The following is a 1,790-nucleotide window of genomic DNA, read 5'->3' as shown; positions in this document are numbered from 1 at the left end:
TAATACCGCACAGACCGGTTCGGCGACCGGCGCACCAGCACTTCGACACCGGGCGACTCCCCCTCAGCCGGGTTCCTGTCTACCCGGTCGAACGCGAACCGCACCGCGTCCACGTCCACCCCCCAGGCCCGCAACGCCCCCCGCAACCGGCCCTCCAGCGAGTCGAGCAACCCCGACCCGTACTCCGCCCGCCGCGAAGCGGTATCGGTCAGCCGGAACATGATGTCCAACGGCTCCCGCATCTCCCGCTCCAGCACCACAGCGTTCCCCGCGATCCGGTCCACCAGATCAACCAGCGAAGCCTCATCCACCGGAGACCACCACGACAGGCCATCCACCCTCAACTCAGCACGCCACGAAGCCTCCACCTCTCGGGCCACACGCGAAGCCATCCGCGTCGACAGCGCCTGCTCCGCCCGCTCTTCCCGCCGGACCGACGACACCTCACCCGTCCCGACCACGTCCACCAGAACAGCGGGCAACCCTGGCCGAAGCGCGCGGTACAAGGTGATACGGACGGACTTGTCCAGGATCGCGCGGGCCTCTCGCTCGGCTTCAGGCCCCGGCAACTGCCCTGCGAAAGCAGCGACAACGAGATCCCGAACCACTCTCAGTATAAGGTCGGCGTCGTTGTTGGGGGACCGCGTCATCGCGATGGAGAGAATCTTGTTCCCATCCTCGTGCTCGCGCCGACGGATGAATCCCATTGACAGCCAGGTGATCCGCTCCCGAGCAGCCTCCGACAGAATGTCGAATCTCCGCACGAGGAACTCCGTCAAGGACGTCTCCTCGAGATAGTGGCTCTTCCCCCGCTCCGGTGTTTTGTGCACGGTGATTTCCACCGAGCGGGCGCTACTATTGCTTCTGTGGGTCACGTAAGTGAAGCGAAACTCACTGAGGTCGATGGATTGCTTCAGCGCCTCCCGCTTCACCAGCTCTTCGAGCACCCCATGCTCGGGGTGGCGAACTCCGTAGTCGACCTGGTGAGTCCTTTTCGTGAGGTGCAACCGGATATCGGGGAGTTGCTGATTATTGCGGGTGCGATCAGCGATATCGGGCAGAATTTTGTCAATGAATCCGTTCAGCCTCTTTCGAGCGCCTTCGACGATCACGAACGGCTCCCCGGCCTTCAGCTCACCTTTCCAGCGATCGATTTCGGCATCGGTACCCTTCTCGACTCGGCCGCTCAGTTTCTTCGGCTGCAAAGTCAGTCGCAGGTCTTCGGCCTGCCCCACCGCCACCACGGAGCGGTCCGACACCGGATCCGGTGCGGATTCGGATTCGCGTCCGACGACAGTGAGGAAAAGGCCCAACTTATTATAGTTGTACGTCCGGGTGACACCCATCACGACATGCCGGGCGATGAACTCCTCGACCTGCGCGGCCGAGTACTGTGGCCGCGCCGCCCGCACCGCCGCGCGTATCTCCGCCGCCACCTCCAGCCTCCGCCGTTCGGCTGGTCCGTCACTGGTCACCAGGTGCGCCTCGAGACGCAACTCTCCGTCGGGATCGTCGTTGTCGTCCAGCCGCTGGGCAAGACCCTCCACCAGCAACCGCAGACGGCGCACATCCGCGGCGGACAACACGTGCTTCTGCAACGCGTTGGCCAGGGACAGATTCAGTTCACGCCTCGTCCGATAACTCTGTTCGGTCCAGTTCGGCGAGTCATGCAGGGTGATCCCCATATCCGCGTCCGGGCGAGATGCGTGCTCTTCACGATCAAAAGTCAGCTTCTGTTGGTCGAGACCCGGACTGGCGGCTCCGGCCGCCTCGCGTAATGCGTTCTCCAG

General features: G+C 63.6%; 1 protein-coding gene. It reads right to left on the bottom strand.

What is annotated here, in order from left to right:
* The coding region (locus H074_RS40695; RefSeq protein WP_039921888.1) for a hypothetical protein at nt 1-1,790 on the bottom strand (1,790 nt) is incomplete at both ends.

The organism is Amycolatopsis decaplanina DSM 44594, assembly GCF_000342005.1.
Classification (GTDB): Bacteria; Actinomycetota; Actinomycetes; order Mycobacteriales; family Pseudonocardiaceae; genus Amycolatopsis; species Amycolatopsis decaplanina.
Note: the sequence above shows the minus strand (reverse complement) of the source record. Positions and strands in the feature narration are given on the sequence as shown.